The sequence below is a fragment of the Listeria grayi DSM 20601 genome (assembly GCF_000148995.1).
GTDB classification, from domain to species: Bacteria; Bacillota; Bacilli; order Lactobacillales; family Listeriaceae; genus Listeria; species Listeria grayi.
Genome location: NZ_GL538352.1, coordinates 940,153 through 960,267, shown reverse-complemented (window position 1 = coordinate 960,267; position 20,115 = coordinate 940,153). Strand labels below are relative to the sequence as shown.

Annotated in this window: 25 protein-coding genes and 1 riboswitch; of the genes, 14 read left to right on the top strand and 11 right to left on the bottom strand. The window is 39.3% G+C overall.

The annotated features are described in order from the left end of the window. Positions 1–13: 13 nt before the first annotated feature. The 5 genes from rbfA to pnp all read left to right on the top strand — a co-directional run bounded on the left by rbfA (position 14) and on the right by pnp (position 5,119). Positions 14–358, top strand: a complete 345-nt coding sequence (gene rbfA / locus HMPREF0556_RS04825; RefSeq protein WP_003756088.1) for a 30S ribosome-binding factor RbfA — start codon at positions 14–16, stop codon at positions 356–358. Positions 359–433: 75 nt separating this feature from the next. After that, on the top strand, positions 434–1,357 hold the full coding sequence (gene truB, locus HMPREF0556_RS04820; RefSeq protein ID WP_040486482.1) for a tRNA pseudouridine(55) synthase TruB: 924 nt from the start codon (positions 434–436) through the stop codon (positions 1,355–1,357). A 24-nt stretch (positions 1,358–1,381) separates the two neighbouring features. Further along, positions 1,382–2,320 carry a bifunctional riboflavin kinase/FAD synthetase gene (locus tag HMPREF0556_RS04815; RefSeq protein ID WP_003756085.1) on the top strand — a complete coding sequence of 313 codons (939 nt, stop codon included), beginning with the start codon at positions 1,382–1,384 and terminating at the stop codon, positions 2,318–2,320. 137 nt (positions 2,321–2,457) lie between these two features. After that, positions 2,458–2,727 carry a 30S ribosomal protein S15 gene (gene rpsO / locus HMPREF0556_RS04810; RefSeq protein WP_003756084.1) on the top strand — a complete coding sequence of 90 codons (270 nt, stop codon included), beginning with the start codon at positions 2,458–2,460 and terminating at the stop codon, positions 2,725–2,727. Positions 2,728–2,950: 223 nt separating this feature from the next. Continuing rightward, a complete protein-coding gene (gene pnp, locus HMPREF0556_RS04805) occupies positions 2,951–5,119 on the top strand; it encodes a polyribonucleotide nucleotidyltransferase (RefSeq protein ID WP_003756082.1) in 2,169 nt (722 codons plus the stop codon). Between the two features lie 127 nt (positions 5,120–5,246). On the opposite strand, the gene HMPREF0556_RS04800 is transcribed toward pnp, so the two are convergent. Both HMPREF0556_RS04800 and HMPREF0556_RS04795 read right to left on the bottom strand, forming a co-directional pair. Continuing rightward, positions 5,247–5,747 carry an endolytic transglycosylase MltG gene (locus HMPREF0556_RS04800; RefSeq protein WP_003756079.1) on the bottom strand — a complete coding sequence of 167 codons (501 nt, stop codon included), beginning with the start codon at positions 5,745–5,747 and terminating at the stop codon, positions 5,247–5,249. A 36-nt stretch (positions 5,748–5,783) separates the two neighbouring features. Then, positions 5,784–6,143 carry a hypothetical protein gene (locus HMPREF0556_RS04795; protein ID WP_003756077.1) on the bottom strand — a complete coding sequence of 120 codons (360 nt, stop codon included), beginning with the start codon at positions 6,141–6,143 and terminating at the stop codon, positions 5,784–5,786. Positions 6,144–6,331: 188 nt separating this feature from the next. On the opposite strand from HMPREF0556_RS04795, the gene rpmG reads away from it, so the two are divergent. The 6 genes from rpmG to HMPREF0556_RS04765 all read left to right on the top strand — a co-directional run bounded on the left by rpmG (position 6,332) and on the right by HMPREF0556_RS04765 (position 11,116). Then, a complete protein-coding gene (rpmG, locus tag HMPREF0556_RS04790; protein WP_003719608.1) occupies positions 6,332–6,481 on the top strand; it encodes a 50S ribosomal protein L33 in 150 nt (49 codons plus the stop codon). A gap of 46 nt (positions 6,482–6,527) precedes the next feature. After that, complete coding sequence (locus HMPREF0556_RS04785) at positions 6,528–7,073, top strand: 5-formyltetrahydrofolate cyclo-ligase (RefSeq protein ID WP_040486481.1); 546 nt, start codon at positions 6,528–6,530, stop codon at positions 7,071–7,073. A gap of 80 nt (positions 7,074–7,153) precedes the next feature. Beyond that, complete coding sequence (locus tag HMPREF0556_RS04780) at positions 7,154–8,692, top strand: rhomboid family protein (protein ID WP_003756073.1); 1,539 nt, start codon at positions 7,154–7,156, stop codon at positions 8,690–8,692. Between the two features lie 10 nt (positions 8,693–8,702). Then, entirely contained in the window at positions 8,703–8,933 is a 231-nt protein-coding gene (locus HMPREF0556_RS04775) for a YqgQ family protein (protein ID WP_036104282.1), read from the top strand. A gap of 4 nt (positions 8,934–8,937) precedes the next feature. Then, positions 8,938–9,903 (top strand): ROK family glucokinase, encoded by a 966-nt coding sequence (locus HMPREF0556_RS04770; RefSeq protein WP_003756069.1) that lies wholly within the window; start codon positions 8,938–8,940, stop codon positions 9,901–9,903. A 109-nt stretch (positions 9,904–10,012) separates the two neighbouring features. Further along, positions 10,013–11,116 carry a YqgU-like beta propeller domain-containing protein gene (locus HMPREF0556_RS04765; RefSeq protein ID WP_003756067.1) on the top strand — a complete coding sequence of 368 codons (1,104 nt, stop codon included), beginning with the start codon at positions 10,013–10,015 and terminating at the stop codon, positions 11,114–11,116. Here HMPREF0556_RS04765 and HMPREF0556_RS04760 read toward each other — a convergent pair whose 3' ends face one another. From HMPREF0556_RS04760 to comGA, 7 genes are read right to left on the bottom strand one after another with little or no spacing between them, the layout of a single operon-like run. Beyond that, positions 11,117–11,470, bottom strand: coding sequence for a hypothetical protein (locus HMPREF0556_RS04760; protein ID WP_003756066.1), 354 nt, complete (start codon positions 11,468–11,470; stop codon positions 11,117–11,119). It lies immediately after the preceding gene. Beyond that, entirely contained in the window at positions 11,470–11,937 is a 468-nt protein-coding gene (comGF, locus tag HMPREF0556_RS04755) for a competence type IV pilus minor pilin ComGF (protein ID WP_003756062.1), read from the bottom strand. The genes HMPREF0556_RS04760 and comGF overlap by 1 nt, the downstream gene beginning before the upstream one ends. Beyond that, positions 11,900–12,178, bottom strand: coding sequence for a hypothetical protein (locus HMPREF0556_RS13310; RefSeq protein WP_003756060.1), 279 nt, complete (start codon positions 12,176–12,178; stop codon positions 11,900–11,902). The genes comGF and HMPREF0556_RS13310 overlap by 38 nt, the downstream gene beginning before the upstream one ends. Continuing rightward, a complete protein-coding gene (comGD, locus tag HMPREF0556_RS04750) occupies positions 12,165–12,662 on the bottom strand; it encodes a competence type IV pilus minor pilin ComGD (protein WP_077904782.1) in 498 nt (165 codons plus the stop codon). The genes HMPREF0556_RS13310 and comGD overlap by 14 nt, the downstream gene beginning before the upstream one ends. Continuing rightward, positions 12,589–12,897 (bottom strand): competence type IV pilus major pilin ComGC, encoded by a 309-nt coding sequence (comGC, locus tag HMPREF0556_RS04745; RefSeq protein WP_003756059.1) that lies wholly within the window; start codon positions 12,895–12,897, stop codon positions 12,589–12,591. The genes comGD and comGC overlap by 74 nt, the downstream gene beginning before the upstream one ends. 12 nt (positions 12,898–12,909) lie before the next feature. Continuing rightward, the gene (comGB, locus tag HMPREF0556_RS04740; RefSeq protein ID WP_003756056.1) at positions 12,910–13,941 is read right to left on the bottom strand and encodes a competence type IV pilus assembly protein ComGB; all 1,032 of its coding nucleotides are present in this window, start codon (positions 13,939–13,941) and stop codon (positions 12,910–12,912) included. After that, a complete protein-coding gene (gene comGA / locus HMPREF0556_RS04735) occupies positions 13,925–14,941 on the bottom strand; it encodes a competence type IV pilus ATPase ComGA (RefSeq protein WP_040486479.1) in 1,017 nt (338 codons plus the stop codon). Before comGA ends, comGB begins: the two co-directional genes overlap by 17 nt. 341 nt (positions 14,942–15,282) lie before the next feature. Beyond that, positions 15,283–15,373, top strand: a riboswitch (glycine riboswitch). Positions 15,374–15,452: 79 nt separating this feature from the next. Between comGA and gcvT the strand changes: the two genes are divergently transcribed. Genes gcvT through gcvPB form a run of 3 tightly spaced genes read left to right on the top strand, consistent with a single transcriptional unit; the run spans position 15,453 to position 19,365 of the window. Beyond that, the gene (gcvT, locus tag HMPREF0556_RS04730) at positions 15,453–16,547 is read left to right on the top strand and encodes a glycine cleavage system aminomethyltransferase GcvT (protein WP_003756052.1); all 1,095 of its coding nucleotides are present in this window, start codon (positions 15,453–15,455) and stop codon (positions 16,545–16,547) included. An 11-nt stretch (positions 16,548–16,558) separates the two neighbouring features. Then, on the top strand, positions 16,559–17,905 hold the full coding sequence (gene gcvPA, locus HMPREF0556_RS04725; protein ID WP_003756051.1) for an aminomethyl-transferring glycine dehydrogenase subunit GcvPA: 1,347 nt from the start codon (positions 16,559–16,561) through the stop codon (positions 17,903–17,905). Beyond that, positions 17,902–19,365, top strand: a complete 1,464-nt coding sequence (gcvPB, locus tag HMPREF0556_RS04720) for an aminomethyl-transferring glycine dehydrogenase subunit GcvPB (protein ID WP_003756048.1) — start codon at positions 17,902–17,904, stop codon at positions 19,363–19,365. Before gcvPA ends, gcvPB begins: the two co-directional genes overlap by 4 nt. A gap of 41 nt (positions 19,366–19,406) precedes the next feature. Here gcvPB and HMPREF0556_RS04715 read toward each other — a convergent pair whose 3' ends face one another. Both HMPREF0556_RS04715 and HMPREF0556_RS04710 read right to left on the bottom strand, forming a co-directional pair. Beyond that, complete coding sequence (locus tag HMPREF0556_RS04715) at positions 19,407–19,787, bottom strand: rhodanese-like domain-containing protein (protein ID WP_040486478.1); 381 nt, start codon at positions 19,785–19,787, stop codon at positions 19,407–19,409. 46 nt (positions 19,788–19,833) lie between these two features. After that, positions 19,834–20,106, bottom strand: a complete 273-nt coding sequence (locus HMPREF0556_RS04710; RefSeq protein WP_003756043.1) for a hypothetical protein — start codon at positions 20,104–20,106, stop codon at positions 19,834–19,836. Positions 20,107–20,115: the final 9 nt, after the last annotated feature.

Genomic DNA, 20,115 nt, shown 5'->3' with positions numbered 1-20,115 from the left:
GAGGTGAAAGGTAATGAACGTAAGAGCTAATCGAATAGCTGAACAAATGAAGAAAGAACTTGGGGATATTTTGAACCGCAAACTCAAAGACCCAAGACTTGGATTCGTAACGATCACGGATGTAGAGATCACGGGTGATTTACAGCAAGCAACGATCTACATTTCCGTCTTAGGAGAAGAAAAAGAACGTGAAAACACATTATTAGCTTTGGAAAAAGCACATGGTTTTATTCGTTCCGAGATCGGCAGCCGAATCCGCCTTCGCAAAGTTCCTGAATTGCAGTTTGCACTAGATGGTTCGATCGAATACGGTAATCGTATCGATGAATTGCTACGCGATCTTCATAAAGGGGAATAAAACCACTAAGGATAGAGCAGCACTTGCTCTGTCCTTTCTTTGCGTCATGAATGATCCAGAATGGAGGAAAAGGGTATGGAAGGCATTATCCCCTTGTGGAAAGAGCCGGGAATGACAAGTCATGATTGTGTTTTTCGACTGCGAAAGATACTACACACTAAAAAAGTCGGACACACAGGCACATTGGATCCTGACGTGGCTGGCGTCTTACCGATCTGCATTGGTCGGGCCACCAAGCTGGCAGAATATGTGACAGCAGAAGGAAAAACCTATATCGCCGATGTTTCTATCGGCACAGCAACAACGACAGAAGATGCCTCGGGAGAAATCATTGCAGAAAAGGCCGTCTCCGAGATATCCGCCGAGCAAATAGAAGAAGCGATCCATCAGTTAGAAGGCGAGATCGCACAAGTACCACCAATGTATTCTGCGGTTAAAGTGAATGGCAGAAAACTTTATGAATATGCACGCAATGGGGAGACGGTGGACCGGCCCGTACGCAAAGTACAGATCCACGCCATCAAACGCTTAGACGCCCCGCAATCGATTACAGCAGAAGCGCCTACTTTTACTATTGAGATCAGTTGTGGGAAAGGCACTTATATCCGTACCCTTGCCGTCATGATCGGCGAGATACTTGGCTATCCGGCCCATATGTCTGCCTTAAAAAGAACCCGCAGCGGCTACTTTGAAACCGAACACTGCTTCCGACTAGCCGAGATCGAAGCAATGATGAAAGCAGAGGATCAGCATTTTCTGCTCCCACTTGAAAAGGGAATCGCAGAAATGCCCCGTATAGAAGTAAATGCAGCCGTTCATAGTGAGATCCTAAACGGCAAAGTGATGCCAGAATATTTATTCGCTGCGGTTAATAACGAAGCTCGTGTAGCCGTTTTCCATGAAGGAAAGCTCGTGGCGATCTATAAACCACATCCTGAAAAAGCCGCATGTTGGAAACCCGAGAAAGTCATCGAACTACGGCCAGGAAATTTAAATTAAAATAAAGGAATGTGAAAGCAAGCTATGGAAACGATTTATTTGCATGAACCTAATACGATTCAAGTAGAACAAGAACCAAAAGTCATCGCGCTAGGTTTCTTCGACGGTGTGCATCTTGGCCACCAAGCTGTTATTCGTTCCGCAAAAAGTATTGCAGATGCAGCAGGAATCAAAACAGCCGTATTGACGTTTGATCCGCATCCTTCTGTTGTACTGAGTAAAAAGCGGAATAAGGCGAAATACCTTACACCAATCGAAGAAAAAGCTCGCAAAGTAGAAGCAATGGGCGTGGATTATTTTTACGTCGTCCGCTTCACTACGAAATTTTCCGAACTCGAACCAAAAGATTTCGTTCAAAAATACTTACTTCCGCTCGGCGCTGTGCATATCGTAGCCGGATTTGACTACACCTACGGCCGCCTTGGAGCCGGAAAAATGGCAGATATGGAAACTTATGCAGAAAACAAACTGCAAGTTACGATCGTTGATAAGCAAGAAGCAGACAATCAGAAAATCAGTTCGACTGCGATCCGTCAAGCAATTGAAGAAGGTAGCATGGAAGAAGCAAACAAACTGCTAGGCGAACCTTATACAACTAAAGGAACCGTTATTCATGGTGATAAACGCGGTCGCACGATCGGATTTCCAACGGCAAATATTTTAGTGGAAGAAGACTATCTCATTCCCAAACTAGGCGTTTATGCAGTTAAATTCAAGATCGGCAACGAAACGCATCTTGGCATGGCAAGTATCGGCTATAATATTACATTCAAAGATGATCAATCCTTATCGATCGAAGTCTACATCCTTGATTTCAACCGTGAGATATATGGCGAAGAGGTAGAAATCGAATGGTTCCAATATTTCCGCCCAGAGCTAAAATTTAGCGGAATGGAAGGCTTGATCAAACAATTGGAAAAAGACGAACAAGATACTCGCGAATATTTCCAAAAAAACAAGTAAACAGAGATTAAGACTTGCTTTTAAGCAGCAAATAGTGTATCTTTAAACCTGTACGAAATGAACCTATACTTGGCTGATCTGCGAATCACCAACGCTTAGCTCAGTATATGGGGATAGAATAGAAGGAGGTGGAAAGAATGGCATTAACAAAAGAACGTAAAAACGAAATTATTGCTGAATACCGTGTACACGATACAGACACTGGTTCTCCAGAAGTCCAAATCGCTGTATTAACTGCAGAAATCAATAGTTTGAATGACCACGTTCGTGTACACAAAAAAGATCATCATTCTTACCGCGGATTAATGAAAATGGTAGGTCACCGTCGTAACTTACTTACTTATCTGCGTAAAAAAGATGTTCAACGTTACCGCGAACTTATTGGGCGTTTAGGTTTACGTCGATAAAAACCAACCAAAAGCGGGATGATATGTCCCGCTTTTTTTTAAAATCATCGGAAAGCTGGCACAGGCAGATAAACTTTATCGCATGAATCCAAAAACGTGACCCAAAGCAATTTGACTTAGGTTTTTGGATTTATGTGTGCCTTTGAATGAAGGTGTGCGTGAAGCATATTATGCAAGATAAAGTTTAGACCGTGAGCCATGCGTTTCCTAAAGGAGCGTAAAAATGACAAACGAAAAACAAGTTTTCAGTACAGAATGGGCAGGTCAGAAACTGTCTATCGAAGTAGGACAACTAGCAAAACAAGCAAGCGGCGCAGCACTTGTCCGCTACGGCGACACTGTTGTTTTAACAGCAGCAGTAGGTTCTAAAAAACCAAGACCGGGCGATTTTTTTCCACTTACAGTCAATTATGAAGAAAAAATGTATTCCGTTGGTAAAGTACCAGGCGGATTTTTAAAACGTGAAGGACGTCCAAGCGACAAAGCAACATTGACGGCACGCTTGATCGACCGCCCGATCCGTCCATTATTTGCAGAAGGCTTCCGTAACGAAGTACAAATCACTTCTACAGTTTTCAGTGTGGATCAAGATTGCTCACCAGAAATGGCTGCTATGCTTGGATCATCTATCGCCTTATGCATTTCCGATATTCCATTTGATGGTCCGATCGCAGGCGTTGATGTTGGTTTGATTGACGGGAAATACGTGATCAATCCGACCCCAGAACAATTTGAGAAAAGCGATATCAATTTAACAGTTGCCGGAACATACGAAGCAATCAACATGGTAGAAGCTGGTGCAAAAGAAGTTTCCGAAGAAGCAATGCTAGAAGCGATCATGTTTGGACATGAAGAAATCAAACGTCTATGCAAATTCCAAGAAGAAATCGTTCAAGCAGTCGGTAAAGAAAAACGTGAAATCGAACTTTTTGTCAGCGATCCAGAACTTGAAGCAGAAGTCAAAGCAGCGAGCGAAGCTAAAATGAAGACTGCTATCAAAACAGAAGAGAAAAAAGCACGCGAAGCAGCAATCGAAGACGTCAAAGAAGAAATTTTAGAAACTTATAAAGCAAAAGAATTAGAGGATGAAGCTGCTGTTCTTGCTGAAGTAGCTCACATTCTTGAAATGATCGAAAAAGACGAGATGCGTCGTTTGATCTCTCAAGACAAAATCCGCCCCGACGGCCGTAAAGTAAATGAAATCAGACCATTATCTTCCGAAACCGGTCTGCTTCCACGTGTCCACGGCTCCGGTCTATTTACTCGCGGACAAACCCAAGCGCTTAGTATTTGTACCTTGGCACCGTTACGCGAACATCAAATCATCGACGGACTCGGTACAGAAGAATATAAACGCTTTATGCACCATTATAACTTCCCGCAATTCAGCGTAGGGGAAACAGGACCAAGACGAGCACCAGGACGTCGTGAGATTGGTCACGGAGCTTTAGGAGAACGCGCACTTCAATACGTTATTCCTTCCGAAGAGGAATTCCCGTATACGATCCGTTTAGTATCCGAAGTATTGGAATCAAACGGTTCAAGCTCGCAAGCAAGTATTTGTGGCTCTACACTGGCAATGATGGACGCGGGTGTTCCGATCAAAGCACCAGTAGCAGGTATCGCAATGGGACTTGTAAAACTTGGTGATGACTATACGATCTTGACAGACATCCAAGGGATGGAAGATCACTTCGGCGACATGGACTTTAAAGTTGCTGGGACAAAAGATGGTATTACCGCCTTGCAAATGGATATCAAAATTGATGGTCTAAGCCGTCAGATCCTGCACGAAGCATTGGAACAAGCAAAAGAAGGTCGTTTGCACATCCTCGAGCATTTAAATGCGACAATCGCCGGCCCTCGTGAAACATTGTCACCATATGCACCGAAAATCGTTACACTATCTATTAAACCAGAAAAAATCAAAGATGTTATCGGACCAGGTGGTAAACAAATCAATAATATCATTGATGAAACTGGCGTGAAAATCGATATCGAACAAGACGGTACAGTATATGTAGCTTCTCAAGATGAAGAAATGAACAAAAAAGCCATCCAAATCATTGAAGATATCGTCCGCGAAGTAGAAGTAGGCGAAATCTACACCGGTAAAGTCCGCCGTATTGAAAAATTCGGAGCTTTCGTTGAACTCTTCAAAGGGACAGATGGCCTCGTTCACATCTCTGAATTAGCTCACGAACGTGTCGGAAAAGTGGAAGACATCTTGAAACTCGGCGACGAAGTCAAAGTTAAAGTCATTGAAGTCGATCACCAAGGTCGCGTCAATCTTTCCAGAAAAGCATTGATCGAGAAAAAAGAAGGCGAAGAAACAAAATCAGACAGTAAACCATTTACGAAAAAGCCTCCTTATAAAAAAGAATCGAAATAAATGTAAAAAAGCCTGCATGAAACAATTACGCTCATGCAGGCTTTTTTATAATGTTTGTTTCGACAATGAAAACCATAATAAAAGCTGCCAACAAACGGAATACTCCGTGCTCATTGGCAGCTTTTAATTAATTTTTATGCGCTAAGATCTTCGCGATTTTTTCATAACTCATATCACTGGATAGTTTATATTTACCATCGCGAACATATTTTTCATAGTCATTTTTACGCAAGAATTTATCGAAATCCTTAGCACTCTTGATGATTCCTTCACTTTCCAAAACTTCTCCAGCTTTAGAAGAAGGGTCACCTTTGGCAATTCTAAGGGTATATTTTTTCACTTTATTTTTTTCAGCTTGTTCTTTTTTTGACGCATCTTGCTTTTTAGCATCCGCTTGTTTTTGTTCTTCTTCTTTTTTAGCAGAATCTTCAGCTTGTTTCGTTTTTTCAAGCTCTTGTTTTGCTAATAAATCCGAATATTTTTGTTTCCATTTTTTAACTTCTGTACTATTAGCAGTATCTTTCTTTTGATTGGCTTGCGTATCTGTAGAGAAGAACTGCACATAGACAAACAGTAGCAAAGCAGAAATCAAAAAACCCAATGCTAGCATTTGTAGATTTTTTTTCACGCAAGGATCCTCCTTTTTAATATTTATCTTTTACTATCAATGCCGCAAATATTCTTCTATAATCTCATCTACTTCTTGCTTAGAAAGCTCGGATTGTTCAGCGATTTCAGAAGCAATCACGCCAGAAGTATACAAGGTAATAACTTGTTTTTTTAATAATTCACGAACACTTGGAGTGATTGGCGTCTTATCAGGAATAATTTCTTCTTGTGATTCCAATTTAAGCGCCTTTTCTAAATCAGTTACTCTTTTTCTGAGTTCAAAATTCTCAAACATCCATTGGCCAGCAATTTCATCTATCTTGTCATCTATATGTTTGTTCTCGTTCTTTTGGAAGAATGATAGAATGAAAAAGAGAACAGCTGCTACCAACAAAATAATGATTACGGAAGTCATTTTTATTTACACCTCTCTTCCTTAAACCCTAATAATAGTTATAGCATAAATCAGTAGAAAACGCTATCTGAAATCTAATTTATAAAAAAATTGAAAAGAAAGTTATAGAGTTCTTGCATGAACGCAATAAAAATGATATTATAATACAGGTTGAATAATATATACAGTCAGAGTTGGAGGGGAAAAGCATGCGTGTCAATATCACATTAGAATGCACAGAGTGTGGCGATCGTAATTATATCACTACTAAAAATAAACGTGAAAATCCGGAACGTATTGAACTTAAAAAATATTGTCCAAGATTACGTCGTGTAACATTACACCGCGAAACAAAGTAAGCAACAGGAGAACCAGCCTGTTGTTTTTTTGTAGAAGGAGATAATGATGAGCGAAAAACAAGAAATAAGAAATTCCGTTTTAGAAGAGCTGCATAAAATCGACAGGCATCTACATAGAACGCGCAGTTTACATTTAGTCGGGCAACTCTTCGCCACGGAAGAATGGAAAGAAGCACAGACAATTGCAACGACCCTAGCGAGACATCCCGAAATTGCGACAGAAGCTATTATTTTGAAAGCGCTACAAGAAGGAAAACAAATCGTGTTGCCAAGAACATACAACGCCACAAAAGAAATGATTTTTAAAAAATATAGCGAAAATGATGCTTTAGAAAAAAAGAAACTTAGCTTGCTAGAACCACTTGAAACAGCTGAAACAGTCTCCCCAACAGATATTGATCTCGTTGTGGTACCAGGAGTTGTTTTTAACGCCGAAAACTACCGCATTGGTTTTGGTGGGGGATTTTATGACCGTTTTCTGGCAGATTATCAAGGGACTAGCATATCTTTGTGTTTAGATGAGCAATACCATTCTTTTCAACCGGAAGCTCATGATATTCCTGTAACCTTTTTAATAAGAGAAAATCAGTAGATGAAAGTTTACAAGCCTGTTTTTTTTGCGTATAGTATTAATAGGTAAAGTAGCAATAATATAAGAAAGCAGGTAATTTTTTGAGCTTCCAAGATCAATATATTTTTTGGCATCTAACAAATTATTTTTTAACTAGTGAAAATTATCGTTTGATTCATTTACATGAAGAAAGCCAAGAATTATGGTTGGATAATCCTACTAAAAAGACGCGCCCGATTATTAGGATGCAAATGAAAGAGCTTAGCTGGGCAAACGCTGCAAATCGAGATGTTTTTCAAACGCTCCGTATTGCAGACAATATCCGAAAACAATTAGGCAAACCCAAGATCTCATTATTTAATGTATATATTACACCTTTTCCACCACACGGTGATACGGGAGAATTATTTCATACACAAGTGCAATCAAAAAATAAAAAAGTAACTGCTGAAAATATTTTGATAACCCAAGAGAACACCGACCAGCAATTAACTGACTTCGCTGAGAAATTAGGAATACCAAAAGAACAGCTCGCGATTCCTGAAACTATTACAGAAGAAATGGTAGAAGAGGCAAGAACACAAGTTATCAATTATATTACGATGCGTGTTCAAGAGGAACAGCATCAAGCACGGAAAGAGAAGCCTTATGTGACATATACCTTTATCGGCTTACTCGTGCTGATGTTCCTTGTTTTAACATTTACAGGCGGTTCCACTAATTCCTTTAATTTAATCAAATGGGGCGGTAAATTCAATCCTCTCATATATGCTGGAGAGTGGTGGCGACTCATCACGCCGATGTTTCTTCACAATGGTTGGATGCACATTGCCGCAAATGCAGTAATGCTCTATATCGTTGGACCTTGGGCTGAAAAAATCTATGGGAAATGGCGTTTTGCTCTAATTTTGTTGATCGGCGGTTTTGCAGGGAACCTTGCTAGTTTTGTATTAAATAACCATTTATCTGTTGGCGCAAGTACATCTGTATTTGCAGTCTTTGGAGCCTTGCTTTATTTAGTTGTTTTAAAACCCAACCTTTATGCCAAAACAATTGGTACCAATGTTGCAACACTTGTCGTGGTAAACATTTTGATCGGGTTGTTTTCAGCTGAGATCGATATGATGGGCCATATCGGCGGCTTAGTAGGTGGATTCTTGATCGCCGGCAGTATTTCCTTGCCAAATCAATATTTCAACTGGAAGCGGGCGTTATATAGCCTGAGTTCTTTGGTACTGATCGGGCTATTTCTTTATGCAGGCTATCAAAATGGTACAAAGCCATATGATCCAGCCCTGAGCAATGCTGTTATCCAAGACGACCTTAATAAAGGCGAGTATAAGAAAGCAGATAGACTAATTAATACATTGATCAGCAGCAACAGTGCAGATGAATATACGTATGTGTTTGCTGGTGCTATTGCCCAACATGAAAAGAATTTAGAGTCACTCGGGATTTATGCGAAAAAATCCATTGAGCTGAATCCAGAAATGCCAAATAGCCATTACTTGTTGTCGCTCCACTATTTAGAAACAGGTAACCGAAAAGCAGCATTACGCGAAGCAAAACGCGCAAATCAACTTGCTGATAACGATATCTATAAATCCTATTATGAAAGCTTAAAAAATACTGAAAAATGAGGCAATGCCAATGCGAACGGTTTATGATGTAGCTCAATTATTAAAAAAACATGGTATCATCGTTTATCTCGGAAAAAGAGAATATGATATCGAAATGATGGAGTTTGAACTGACAGAACTTTTTAAACATAATATTCTCGATCGAGATCTTTATGGTACAGCACGTGGTATTTTGAAACAAGAATTGTTAAAAGAGAAAAAGCAAAACAATCATATAAAACATTCATTAAAAGGAGAATAGTGGTATGGACAAAAAAATCATTGGAGTCGACTTGGGTGGAACAACAGCTAAAATAGCTATTTTGACAAAAGACGGTGATATCGAAAAGAAATGGACAGTAGATACCAATATCGATAATGGCGGCGAAAATATCGTAAAAAATATTGGGGAAAGCATCAATAAAGCACTTTCTGAAGCTGATATTGCCAAGGATTCCATTTACGGAATCGGGATGGGAACACCTGGAACTGTCAATTATGAAACGGGTACTGTTAAAGGTGCCTATAATCTTGGCTGGGCCGAAGAGCAAAATGTAACAGAAGATTTGTCAAAATTAACTGGACTACATGTACTGCTTGATAATGATGCGAATGTGGCGGCGCTGGGTGAACGTTGGAAAGGCGCTGGAGAAGGCGGCGAGAATGTCGTTTTTGTTACATTAGGTACAGGCGTAGGTGGAGGAATCTTTGCTGAAAATCAGATTTTGCATGGTGTTCGTGGTGCTGCTGGTGAAGTAGGTCATATAACAGTGGAAGCCCATAATGGTTACCAATGTACTTGCGGAAAAACGGGTTGCCTAGAAACAGTAGCATCCGCCACAGGAATCGTGCGCGTCGCAAAAGATATGGCCAAAGAATTTGCTGACGATTCTAAACTAAAGCAAAGTATTGAGAGCGAAGAAAAGATTACTTCTAAATTAGTATTTGAATATGCTTCTGAAGGCGATGAATTAGCCAAAAAAGTCATTGATCAAATCTCTTTCTATCTAGGATTAGCTCTTAGCCATATCGGCAACATGTTAAATCCTGAAATGATCGTTATTGGCGGCGGTGTATCTGCTGCTGGCGATGCACTCTTAGGACCAGTTAGAGAATATTATGAAAGCATGGTTTTCCCAACTGTACTTGAGTCGACAAAATTGTCCATCGCAACAAAAGGAAATGATGCCGGCGTTATTGGGGCAGGTTGGCTTGTATTACCTAAAGAATAAAATTTTCAAAAAGCGGTGATAGCGTTACAAGGCTATTGCCGCCTTTTTTTGTTTTATTTCCTCTTCTGACGGGTAAAAAAGAATAGCATCAAAATGGGGGGCGTAAGCAATGAAGAAGAAATGGCTATTACTTACGCTTGTTGTATGCAGTTGTACATTGTTTTTTGTTAGCGGGTGTTCCAAGGAAAGAGAGAAACCGAAGCCTTCGTTACCAAAAAAAGAAAAAAGAATACAATCTTTTAAGACGAATAATGTGAACTTTAAGCGAGTTATTGGTTGGTTATCTAATAGCACTGTACTGATACAAACAAGTGAGAAGAATACTACAAAACTATACACGTATCAGCTCTATACGGGAAAACAGGAGCAAATTTATCAAACAAAGAACTTAGTTGCAGATGTTAAAATCAGCCCTGATAAAAGTGCTCTATTGATTTATGATTCTGCTAATAAAGAGACGTCTACTATCCGTATTATTGATATTCATAGTAAAAAAGAGATGGCTTCCAAGGAATTAAAACCAACAAACAATACTTTTATTTGGAATGCGGAGTCGCCGAACAAAATCTTATTGATAAATTACGACCAAAACTGGGGATTTAAGGCCTTTTTATGGGACTATAATTCTAATCTAACAAAACATATTTATGCAGGGTCGCCTTTTTTAACCTGGTATACGGATAATCTTGTTCTATATAATAGCAAAAAACAACAAGAAGATGAGGGGGACCTATATCTACAAGACATCCGAGATACATCTATCAAAAATTTGATTGCCGAAAATGTGTTGGAATTTGCTAGTAATAAATCGAGCTTGGTCACTATTAGTAATTTTAGTGATGATAAGCGATTGCTTTATGATTTTAAAAATATTGGTTTTGAAACATTGAGTGAATATAAACCACCTCGTACCTATGACGAGGCAGGGAGTTTTGTTCCTTATTTTGATATCAATTTCACCTCCGATCTTTTCTTGACTTTTACACCCTATGAGAACGGAAAAATGAAAAATGGATTGGAAGAATATCAATTGGTACAAGTGGATCCTAAGACAGGGAAGCACCGGAAGTTGCTTGACCTAATGGATAATGCTCCTTTATTGTCAAATGAGGATAAGCATCTCGTTTTATATGGGTATGATTATGGGAAAGTAATAGATCTGAAGACAAATAAGGTATATCAAATCTTAGAAAAAGATAGCGATAAATTTTAATCAAAAGTGAATAACTTTTTTGTTTTTATCCCAATAAAAGGTTAAATTAACGGACTGTTCTTTTGGGAGTTTCACGATAGCCTGGAAAGTATAATACTGTTCGGTACTTTCTTCTAGCTGACATCGGATAATATTTTTGGCATACTCTACAGTGAAATTTGTGGTGCCAGTGGAAAGCTGTTTTTGATGGTTTTCTAAGCCAAGTCGTAAATGGCTTTTTGCTTGGTACTGTTTTTGGATTATTTTCTCGGTGCGATATTGAATTTGAAATAGTTGAGCAGTGCCCTGAAAAGCAATTAGCAATAGAAGAAGTAAAAAGAGCGTTAGTGGCAAAGAAAAACCATTTACTTTCATTAGCTTCCTTCCTTTCTTAATGGGGTGTGATAGCGTGTCAATCGTTCCTTTCCGTTAGTCATGGTGATTTTTAAGAGTAAATAATTATCAATATGTTGAAAATAGATGGCTTGCACATCCAGCAACAAAGGTTCATGGCCTTTTCCTTCTGATTGCTTGCGAAATGTCGTTTTGTGTAAATTATATTGAATAATTTTATTATCAGGCTGCGTAATGAATAATTGATTCTCTTTCACTTCGATCTTTTTATAAAACTGCATGTCTTTTTGAGATTGTTGCAAAAATAATTCCCATTGGGCAGTTAGATCTAATTCCGATTGTTGTACGACCCGTTCGAATAGATGGTGAATAAGCGGATAGAAAGATAGTAATAGAGCTGTGATCAAAAGAGCAAGTAGTGCTTCGAGAAAGGTGAAGCCATTTGCTTTTTTATTTTGTACAGATTTTCTTAGTGGGTGTTGCTGCACAAAGCACCAGCTCCTTTTCTATTTGTTCGCTAGTGATTTGCAGTTCTACCGACTTAAATGATTTTTGAGGGAGCAGTAAACTATGCTCGTATAACTGCTGATAGAGATAAGTGCTTTGTTTTTGATCGCTGAGCTTATTAACGGTATGGATGGAGAAAGATAGAAATAGTGTTAGGAAGGTTGTTAGTAAGAAAAGAGAGAATAAACTTTCCAAAAGTAAGAAACCATTATTTTTCTTCAATTCTAAATCGTCCTTTCCCGATCTGGAAGATAAAGCGATATTCCCGATTATGGCCGTGAAGCTTTATGCTGCCAAACTTGTTGATATTTCCATTTTGACCAGAGAACTTCATAGAAACAGCATTATTGGCGGTGAGTTTTAAGTGTGGGGACAGGGCGATAGTGTTTAAAGTGGTTTGTTTGCCTGAGGCAGAAAAACAATTTGCTTTATTATCAAAGATTATGGTTGCATCTTCCTTTGAAGAAAGCGCGTAAAGTTGCGTATAAATGATAGTGCTCCGGATCTCGCTGATTAATTCTTTTTCTGCCAATCTTGCCAGTAAATCTGCGGCAGGGAAAAAGGAACAAATAAAAATGATACTTACTACTGCTAAAACAAGCAAAGTTTCTATTAGAGTAAAACCATTCTTATTAAGAGGTTGTCGACACGCGGCCGTCTTTGTCAATGATGATATTGTTCCCGTTAGGACATGTTTGTTGTTCATCCTTAATGTATCCTCCTTGTACAAGTTCGCTGAGAGAGGGAACTTTATTTTTTTCTAGCTTATAGGTCTGTACTTGTCCCTCTAACATAGTAACTAATGCTTTGCAGCCTTTATTATTGATCGATTTACTTTGGTTAACGATATTTGGAAGCATTAATAAAAGAAGCACACTTACAACTAACAGAACAATCAGCATCTCCACTAGCGTAAAACCATTTATTTTTTTATGTTTCATTGTATCACTCCTCTAAAGTTGATCTACTAAGCTGAACATTGGAAAAAGAATTGCCAAATAAGTTAGAACAATGAATGTTCCTATCAGTAAAAATATGCTCGGCTGGATGTATGTGAAAAGGCGTTCTAGTCGGCGAGTGCTATTTTCTTGACTGTGCTTATAATAAAATAATAATTCTTCTGCAAGTTTCCCATTAGTTTCGCCATGCTGAATGATATAGATCAGTTCTTTTTCGAAAAATAAAAATTGACTGCACACAATATGAATCGGAACACCGGAATCAAGCGCTTTTTTTAACGACTGCGATAATTGCTGTAGAAATAGTGGGGAATGGGTTTCTGTAAAAACAGCTAAGATATCATGAAGTGATAATCCGCATTTGCTCAAGTAGCCGATTTCTCTTGCGAATATTTGGGAATGCTGTGCTTGAATAAAGCGTTTCAATATAGGTATGTGTGATAAGAGAGTGATTTTGTCTAAATAACTTTTTCGTTTTTGTTGAAAAAATAAAAATGTAATCAGTAATGCGGATATAAACATGATAACTCCAATTAGAAGTGGCAGTTTTTCTAATAAAAAATAGAGGAGAGAAGTTGTAGCTATATCCTGCTTTTGAAGTTGATTAAAAAGCAGGTCGAATTTTGGCAGCAAGAATAAGCGTAAAAGAATAAAGACAGTGGAGAGCGTCACGCAAAGAATCACAGGATATTGAAATGTTTTTCTAAGCTTCTTTAATTCATCCGCTTTTCTGAGCATATGCTCACCAGTTTCGCGCAATGTAGTGATAAAGTAGCCGTGCCGATTAGAATAAAAAATCTGTGCACAAATAAAGTCAGGGAACGAGGCGTTTTTCAATGAAACAGCAAATTCCTTGCCAGCTCGCAATTCCGCGATTATATATTGAAATCGTGCTCTTTCTTTTGGTAAAGTTATACTCAAAAAACTGATTGCTGTTTCTAATGGCAGTCCTTGTTCCAATAATTTGGCTATCCGAATCAAGAAATCTCCACCTGTTTTCCAGCTGATTTTACGAAAGATAGCCATATGTAACTCCCTTCTGGTAGGTGAATTTTAGAGAACCTTGCTCATATTGCTGAAATCCATTTCCAATGAAGTCTTGGATTTCTTTGTTCGTTAAGCATTCATAGAGGACGGTTTGTTTATTTGGATAGTGATTACAAAGGCGATGACACTTTCCATTACAAAGTGGACAAAAAAGAGCGTATATCTTTTGATAGCTTACTCCTAATAAGACCTGCCCGATTTCTTGTTGCGTGATACCTAGCTCTAAGAGACGTAGAATAATTCCGTAACGATTATTAGCATGGAGCGTGGTAATAACAAGTTGCCCAGTCAAAGCGGCACGAAAAGCCATTCTTGCGGTATTTAAATCTCTTATCTCTCCTATTATCAATAAGTCGGGATCGTGTCTTAATGTTGCTTTAATGGCAGTTTCGTAATTTAAACCGGTTTTCTCATTGGTGTTTATCTGCAAGTAATCCGGACAAAATTGTTCCACAGGATCTTCAATCGTAATAACTTTTGTAGATTTTTTATCAGAAACAATCTGACGGATAAGGCTATACATTGATGTAGTCTTTCCGCTTCCTGTGCTCCCGGCAAATATATACAAGCCAACTTTATCAGTGCATAGTGTTGAAATGAGATTGGGCTGATGCGCAAAAATGGAAGAATTTCCGAAAGAAATGGCTTTTTTGTGGGTGAAAATCCGCATAACTGCCGACTCATAGAAACGATAGTCTGGAATGATTGAGATCCGCAACAATACTTCTTGTTCTGCTAACTGCATTTTATATATTCCGGTTTGAGGAAGTTTTGCTTCCCCAATCTCCATACCGGATTGGAATTTAAAATGAGCAATCAACTGCTTGGCATCTGGTTTAGATAGGGTCACTAGCGTAGTAAGCTCACCGTGTATTCGTAATTGTACGGAATAGCGTTGACCATTTAATTGGAGATGGATATCACTTGCCTGGTAGGCGAGCGCTGCTTGAATAATAAAGGTAATTAATTCTTCCCACATAATCATGCCTCCTTGCTTATTATTTTCTCCTTTGATAGCAAAATTCCTTTTTGAATAAAACCAAGATATTATGTTGATTTATTTAGGAGAGACTCGTTTTATCGGGATATGCTTTAAAAAAACAAAATTAAAGTTGAAAAAACAGAAAATAAAAATAAAAAAGTTTTAAAAAGCGTTTCATTTTAAACCGTACGATATATTCATAAAATGCCAATTAAACCCCTTACAAAGCGAACCAATTGCTAGAAAAAAGCGATAAAATAGGTATGAGGAAACAATTGCCGAACGATGCGAGACGTGGTACTCTATATTTAGAGGCAAAACATACTACATATTGGCGGATGAAGATAATCAGAGAGACTGTTTGTAACAGCGCCGACGGGGAAAGCACGATAGTGTGAAACTCTCAGGCAAAAGGATGATTATTGGACGCAACTCTGGAGGTTTTCGACAGGGCTTATTTTCTATACATAAGCCTTTTTCTTATGGAAACTTTTAGGGGGGATCATGAATGAGTGAGCGCAAACAAACACCGTTATTTCCTATTTATGCGAAATACGGGGGGAAAACAATTGATTTTGGCGGATGGGATCTGCCAGTTCAATTTACAAGCATTAAAGACGAACATTTAGCTGTGAGAAATGAAGTAGGACTTTTTGATGTTTCTCATATGGGAGAGATCGAGATTTCAGGAGAAAAAAGTGTTGCTTTTTTACAGCATTTATTGACAAACAATATTGAAAAATTAGCAATAGGGAGAGCGCAGTATACGATTATGTGTTATCCCGATGGCGGGACAGTGGACGATCTCGTTGTCTATCGCCTTGCAGAAGATAAGTTCTTAGCAGTTGTGAATGCAGCCAACATTTCGAAAGATTGGGAATGGATGATTGGGAATAACGGAATTGGAGCTGAGTTAAAAAACCGGTCTGGGGAAATCTCTCAACTGGCATTACAAGGACCAAAAGCGGCAGAACTGTTGCAAAAAGAAGTATCTATTGACATCGCTAAGATCCCGTTCTTTGGTTTTCAAGAAAATGTAGAGTTATTCGGCTGTCAGGTACTGCTTTCTAAAAGTGGATATACAGGCGAGGATGGCTTTGAGATCTATTTGAATAATGAAGATGCGATTTCTGTTTGGGAAGCACTTGTTGCGAAAGGAGCAAAACCGATTGGTCTTGGTGCGCGTGACACCCTTCGTTTAGAAGCAGTTTTGGCGCTATATGGCCAAGAACTATCGCAAAACATTTCACCATTAGAAGCAGGGCTCTCCTTTGCTGTAAAATTGCAGAAAGAAGCAGACTTTATTGGTAAAGAAGCCTTAATAAAACAAAAAAATGACGGCTTAAAGCGTAAATCAGTCGGGATCGAAATGATTGATCGGGGGATCGCACGCCATGGCTATCCAGTTTATGATGCAGCTGGTGAAAAAGAAATAGGTGAGATTACTTCTGGGGGACCATCTCCTAGCTTAGATAAAAATATTGCCCTAGCATTGATTGAAAGCGACTATGCACAAGAAGGCGAAGAATTAGTGATAGGAATACGTGCTAAAAAATTGAAGGCGAAAATTATACCAACGCCATTTTATAAGCGTTCAAAATAAGGGGGATAAAAATGAGTGTACATCGTTATTTACCAATGACTGAAGCGGATCAAAAAGAGATGATGGCAACGATCGGTATTGATTCGATAGAGGAATTATTTGCGGATATTCCGAGTTCCATCCGCTTCGATCGCGAATTTGATTTGCAGCCGGCTAAATCAGAACCGGCGTTATTAAAAGAATTGACGAAATTAGCTGCTAAAAATGTAAACACCCTCGAGGCGACATCGTTTCTAGGTGCGGGTGTCTATAATCACTATATCCCAACGATAGTTGATCATGTGATTTCAAGATCCGAGTTTTATACGGCTTATACTCCTTATCAACCAGAGATCTCGCAAGGTGAATTACAGGCGATTTTTGAGTTTCAAACGATGATTGCAGAATTGACAGGTATGGATTTAGCAAATTCTTCTATGTATGATGGCGGAACAGCATTGGCAGAAGCGGCTATGCTGGCAGCAGGTCATACCAAGCGGAACAAGATATTAGTTGCCGCTACCCTACATCCCGAAACTAAAAACGTCATTAAGACCTATGCGAAAGGCCAGCACATCCGTGTTGAGGAAATACCTGAAAAAGACGGACTTACAGATATAAGTGCCCTTGAGTCAGCAATATCTGACGAAGTAGCAGGGGTAGTTTTGGGGTATCCTAATTTTTATGGACAGATAGAACCGTTAGCAAAAGTGGAAAAAATTATCCATGCAAACAAAAGCCTCTTTATCGTAGCTTCCAACCCGCTGGCTTTAGGGATTTTGACGCCTCCAGGAGCATTAGGTGCTGATATTGTAGCAGGAGACACGCAGGTGTTCGGTATCCCTGAATCCTTTGGTGGACCACATTGTGGTTATTTTGCAGTTACTTCCAAACTGATGCGCAAGGTACCTGGCAGATTAGTAGGTGAAACAGTAGATGAAAATGGGAAAAGGGGATATGTGCTGACGTTACAGGCTCGGGAACAACATATCCGTAGAGATAAAGCAACTTCCAATATCTGCTCCAATCAGGCTTTAAACGCACTTGCTTCCTCCGTAGCAATGGTAGCATTAGGTAAAAGTGGTTTACAGCAAATGGCGAAGCAAAATCTGGATAAAGCGCATTATGCAAAAAATAAATTCAAAGAAAGCGGTTTTGAGGTTTTATTTGCTGATAGCTTTTTCAATGAGTTTGTGGTTCGACTGGCAAAACCGATTTCTGAGATCAATAAAGAACTCGTTCACCACGATATTATTGGTGGCTATGATTTAGGCCGCGACAATGCCAAATATGATCATCATATGCTAGTTGCAGTGACCGAAATGCGTACAAAAGAAGAAATAGATGAATTTGTGGCTAGTTTGGAGGGGTTCAAATGAATAAAGAAGAAGTAATGCCATTAGTATTTGAACGTTCTGTTGCAGGACGAATCGGGTTTAGTTTGCCAGAAAGTGATGTTCCAGAGATCGACTTGAGTAGTGTGGTCGATGCGGCTTATATTCGCAATGATCCTGCAGACTTGCCGGAACTTAGCGAGCTCGACATTATGAGACATTATACGAATCTTTCCAATCATAATTTTGGGGTGGACTCAGGCTTTTATCCGCTAGGCTCCTGTACCATGAAATACAATCCGAAAATCAATGAGAAAGTGGCACGTTTTCCTGGATTTGCACACATTCATCCTCATCAGCCTGAAGAAACAGTCCAAGGTGCCATGGAATTGATGTTTGATCTACAAACAAGCCTGAGAGAAATAACGGGAATGGATGAAGTGACCTTGCAGCCCGCTGCCGGAGCACATGGAGAATGGACGGGATTAATGCTGATCCGAGCATTTCATGAAGCTAACGAAGACACCAAACGAACAAAGGTGATCATTCCGGATTCGGCACATGGAACTAATCCAGCATCCGCAACCGTGGCAGGATTTGAAGTTGTAACAGTGAAATCAAATGAAAAAGGACTAGTAGATGTAGAAGATTTGAAACAAGTAGTGGGTGAAGATACTGCAGCACTCATGTTGACCAACCCAAATACGTTAGGATTGTTTGAAAAGGACATAGTAGAAATCGCAAAAATCGTTCATGAAGCTGGCGGAAAGCTATATTATGATGGCGCTAATCTGAATGCGATCATGGCGAAAGTTCGTCCTGGGGATATGGGATTTGATGTTGTCCATTTGAATCTGCATAAAACCTTTACTGGACCACACGGAGGTGGGGGACCAGGTTCTGGACCGATTGGCGTGAAAAAGGATTTACTACCGTTTTTGCCGACTCCGGTATTGAAACAAACCGATATAGGTTATACCTTTGATTATAATTACCCGCAATCCATTGGAAGAGTTAAGCCGTTCTATGGTAATTTTGGCATCAATGTGCGTGCTTATACGTATATTCGTTCCATGGGATCGGATGGATTGAAGAAAGTCACAGAATATGCGGTGCTGAATGCTAATTACATGATGAGACGCTTAGAAGAAGCTTATGACTTGCCATTTAATCAGATCTGTAAACATGAGTTTGTGCTCAGCGGAAACAGACAAAAAGAGCTTGGCGTGCGAACGGTTGATATTGCCAAGCGCTTATTAGATCATAATTTCCATCCGCCAACGGTTTATTTCCCGCTGATCGTCGGAGAGGCAATCATGATCGAGCCAACAGAAACTGAGTCGAAAGAAACACTTGATCGTTTTATCGAAACGATGCTCAAGATAGCGAAAGAAGCGGAAGAGAATCCGGAAATCGTCCAAGATGCGCCATACGATACTTATGTCAAACGGCTAGATGAGACGAGGGCGGCGCGAAAACCGATTTTACGTTATCAAAAATCTTAAAAGGGTATAAAAAACACCAGCTGATTAAGCTGGTGTTTGCTTTATTTCTTTTTAGTCTTGCCTGTCCATTTTTTGTAGCCGCCTTTTAATTGATAAATCTCGTGGTAGCCGCGACGGTAAAGCATGACTGCTGCTCGAGTGCTCCGTTGAGCGCTTTGGCAATATAAATATACAGGTTGATCTTTGCGAATCTCGCTTGTGCGTTGTTTTAATTGTGTCACCGGGATGTTTCTTGCTCCAAGAATGTGACCGGCGTTGAACTCATTAGGTTCACGTACATCAATCAATTGTGCCTTGCGATATCCTTCTTTAAATTTTTCTTCGTTCAATACCTTTAATGCTTTTCTACGCATGATGAATTGATAGGTTTCATAACCAAGTAGAACAAGCAAAATAAGGACAGCGATTATCCAACTAGCCAAAGTAGTATACCCCTTTCTTTCTATAAACATTCGTTTCTATTATACCTTATTTTTTCCCACCTTCAATAACTTTGAAAGGAGATTTCTTTTTTTTCGCTTTTGTTTGTTGTTTTTGTTTTTTCTTCTGTTGTTTCAGAGCTTTTCGATAGGCGGGATCCGGTCCTTTTCGGATAAAGAAAAACCAGAAGATGCTGGTCAAAATAACCGCCACAAAAAGAATCTCCAAAAGAAATAGTAAAAAACTAGAAATGCCATTTAGAAAAATCCCGATCACAACTAATGCTAAAAGAATGATGATAATAAGTGGTGTACGTTTCAAAATTAGCCT